Origin of the sequence: Psychrobacter sp., from assembly GCF_035469765.1 — a bacterium.
In the GTDB taxonomy this organism is placed as follows: Bacteria; Pseudomonadota; Gammaproteobacteria; order Pseudomonadales; family Moraxellaceae; genus Psychrobacter.
Map to the genome: position 1 here is coordinate 1 of NZ_DATIRM010000077.1, position 4059 is coordinate 4059.

A 4059-nucleotide genomic window follows, 5' to 3' on the forward strand; every position below is an offset into this window, starting at 1 on the left:
TATTACCTGATTGTGAGCCCGTTTGATTGGTTTAAACTTGTCATATTAGTATTGAATATCATTATCGTGATGGTGGTATATCGTAATATGAAACGAAAAGGGTTGATATAAAGACTTAATACAATATGCAAATGCGTATAAAGAAAGCCAGTATAAGAGATTTTCTTATACTGGCTTTTTTTGACTAAAATGACTGAGGACTTATATCTCTGCTGTTTTTTTATGCGTACCAATGCTTTTAGCGACCTTGCCGACACTTAAACCTTGTACCAAAATAGAGAATATAACTACCGCATAAGTCAGCGCCAATAGGATGTCGCGCTCTGCCCCTATTGGTAGTTGCAGTACTAACGCCACCGATATGCCGCCTCGCAGTCCGCCCCACGTCAATACCTTCCAAGCCCCTGCTGGCAAGTCAAGCTGCCGATGAAAGGTCTTGGTAGTCATGCCGACCACAATAAATCGGGCAAGTAGGGCAATTACAATCGTCAAAGCTCCAGCGATAAACAAATTGGCTGAGTAAGCAATCATCACTACTTCAAGACCGATTAATACAAATAAAATGGCATTTAAAATCTCATCGATCAATTCCCAAAATAAATCAACGTAATGGCGCGTTTTATCGCTCATCGCTAGTGCTCGCCCGCGATTACCTAGCATCAGTCCCATCATTACCATCGCAAGCGGTCCTGATAGATGCCAATGACTTGCCAGCGCATAGCCACCTATGACACCTGCTAGTGTCAAGAGCACCTCTTCTTGGTAGCTATCGATACTCTTGAGCATGTAATATAAAATTGCGCCAAGTACTAAACCAAAAACAATACCACCACCAGCTTCTACTGCCAAGGTATGCGCCACATAATTGGCAGTTGGGATATCACCACTCGATAAAATGCCGAGCAGCAGCACAAAGATGACCACGCCGATACCATCATTAAATAGTGATTCGCCCGCAATCACCGTCTCTATACTTTTTGGCGCGCCAGCCGATGCCAAAATGCCCATAACCGCAATGGGATCGGTTGGAGATATCAAAGCCCCAAACAATAAGCACCATAAAAAGGAGAGCTCAAAACCAAACAATGGCAACATCATATACAGAGCGGCAGCAATCAATAGCGCTGAAACCAAAGTACCGACGCAGGCAAGTATGCCGATGGGCAACTTATAACGTCTTAAATCACCTATATTGACGTGTAGAGCGGCAGCAAATAAAAGCATCGAGAGCATGCCATCCAGTAAGACTTCAGTAAAATCAAGTTGCCTTAATAAGCTGACCTCATAATCGATCAGCTGATCGAACCCTAAAAAGCCTAAAAAGATCGCCCCGATCGATAATAATATCGAGATAACCATCACACCGATAGTCGTTGGTAGTCCAATAAATCGGTGATTGACGTACGTTAATAGGGCAGTGATAGATAAAAATATCGCGCTGATTTCGAGTATGGTTAGGCTGCTCGTAGGGTCCATAAAAGCGTCTCAATTAAGTATTAAAAGTTATTAACCGTGCTCAAACTTGTTTTGATTGGGTTTGTAGTTCTTGACGGATATGTGCATCAAAATCACTAACATAATGAAAATAGTGATGCTGAGCATCTTTACTCATAATAAATTTTTGAGCTCGTTGACACATCGCAGTTAAGTCATCAGCAAGTTGGTGATAATTTAAATTATCGGCGCCAGCACGCTCAATCAGTTTTATCTCGTGGACCAGCGTCTGCTGCTGTGCCTCGTTGACTCGGGAATAATTTAGATCAATCATTGCCTGACAGAGTGCTTTTAGTACCATCAAATCTGCTGCCGCATAACGCCGTATCTCACCAAGTGAGCTATCAATAAAGTCTGATATTTTGGGCATATGAGTCACAACGGCAAGGATGGCTGAAGGTTGTTGGCTCTGGTGGCTGACACTGTCTGAAGTCTCTGTTTCATCCATTGGTTTATAGAAATGATAAGGCGTTGGCGGCTGACAGCGCATCATAATGCTTAGGCAGCTGGTTAATGACTGGACGCAGTTGACCGCAGTTTTTGGGTCATTAATACCAGGTGACAAGGCACGGACAGCAATCTCGGTCATTTGCCCTAAGCTATAGGCAATATCATTAGACTGCGTTAAGCGCTGCTCAAGACGTATACAGCCGGCAAAGCGTTGCCAAAAAATCCCGTCAGGCGCGCGCGGGACAATGGCCAAATCTGGCGTTTTGGTTTGCTGTAAATTAAATGGATGTTCTGATGGACGTTGATAAAAGTATCCAATCACATTTCTGTCTGTAACAAAGTGACCTATACTGCTGTTTATCTGTACCACACCACCATAATCTTGCGATAAAGTAATGAGCGACTCAAAATAAATCTGTTGTAAATAGCCTGAGTGCGGTGGATAAATAGGCGTAGCAGGCCAATGCTGAAACTGCTTAACATCATGATGCTCGATATCACGTTGGTGCTCGATATCACAGCGGTCGTTATACCAATAATGAATGTTTTTAATCGCCACATTGCTAGCGCCTTGAATCACATGCGATGCCTGAATGGCATTTACCATATGCTGTACAAAATAGACTAAGAGTAAGGCACAAATAATCGCCATAATAATGGCAAAGGTTACCGACAATTGCGGTACACCAAAATCGACGTCATATTTATGAACGGATTTTAATACTAGCAAACTATAGCTAAATGTACCAATAAATGCGCCCAAGACAAATTGATTGGGCTTATCGGTCAAAAAGTTACGTAGTAATCTGGGTCCAAATTGCGAAGATGCCATCGATAATACTGCGATGGTAATCGAAAAGGTCGTACCTGCTACGCCAAGTACCGCGCCGGCAATGGTAGTTATAATGGCGCGCGCGGCATCATCATCGCCGGTAAAAGCAAAGGTAATATTTTTGACCATTTCACGATCAAAATGCTTATCGATGGTCACCAGTATGGGAGCGAGTAAAATACCTACTAATACACACGCAGTCGGTATAAACCAATAAGAGCCAATCAATTGTTGCCACAAATTCGTCAGGCGATCGGGGAAGTTGGTAAGGGTTTGTAGCGACCATAACCGAGTAAACGGCTTTAGTCTGTGCATGATTGCTAGCCATGCAGATTTAAACCAGCCATTTTCAGGATGTTTATCCAATCTTATGTGCTCCACAAATCATAGCCGTATTATATTTTAACGCCAGTCGTAGTGTTTTTATCATTATGTTTTATAGTTATACCGGCATAAAAGCTCTTAAAAACAAATTACCTGATTAAAAGTAAATAATCCATCAAAACATAAGCAACAGTTGTGGCTTATGCTTTGTAGAGCGCGATGACTCTTCTAAAATTTAATTCGAGCTTGGATTGTCGGCTTCTGTAATGATATCGCCTTTAGCGCTAAAGTAATGAGCGTCTACCTTGTTTTTATCAACATCGCTATCCTGTGGAATGAGGATTTCTCGATTGTGCTCATCACATTCTATATCGCTGTCTTTGTCATACGCGACTGGTTCAAATTTCGGTATTTCCTCGTTATTGTCGGCAGCTCCTTGTGATAAATGAGGAGAAGTAGCAGTGCTCGATTTTCTAAAAAATTTATTTCTCTCATGTTGAAAGTTGTCGCTTTGAGAGCTAATATTCTGTGCATTAACGTTTTTATCATCAGTCAATTTATTATGAGCAGATTTTTTACGTGGTTCGCTATGGGCAAAAATAGCGCCGAGCGGCACATTCAATTGTGCTTTAGCATAAGCTTCGGTATTTTCAAAGCGACTGACCAATGAGTTTAGCCAAGGTTTTTGGTCTTCTAAACTCATCTCGTCAAGCTCATCTTTGATAGGCAAGGGATAAGGCAAAGTGCGATAAAAATCCCACAAGGTCATCTTGCTCAAATCCATTTTAAGTACATAGTCTTCATCTTCTGTCATGGTAATCAAATTGCTGTCTTGCAGATAATTGATATAGGTATACCATTTTGGCAGCTCTTTACGCCCTAACACATCGCGTAGCGCTTGCTCACTCACTGCTTCACCTATTAAATGATGGATATATACCAAATTCAGCATATCAAGC

General features: G+C 41.8%; 2 protein-coding genes and 1 pseudogene. All 3 read right to left on the bottom strand.

Annotated elements, in window-relative coordinates; translation table 11 throughout:
- Positions 1–201 precede the first annotated feature (201 nt).
- The gene (locus VLN09_RS02195; RefSeq protein ID WP_325243583.1) at positions 202–1476 is read right to left on the bottom strand and encodes a sodium:proton antiporter; all 1275 of its coding nucleotides are present in this window, start codon (positions 1474–1476) and stop codon (positions 202–204) included.
- A gap of 40 nt (positions 1477–1516) precedes the next feature.
- A complete protein-coding gene (locus VLN09_RS02200) occupies positions 1517–3142 on the bottom strand; it encodes a DUF2254 domain-containing protein (RefSeq protein WP_325243584.1) in 1626 nt (541 codons plus the stop codon).
- Between the two features lie 193 nt (positions 3143–3335).
- A pseudogene (locus VLN09_RS02205) lies at positions 3336–4059 on the bottom strand (hypothetical protein); the annotation flags it as partial.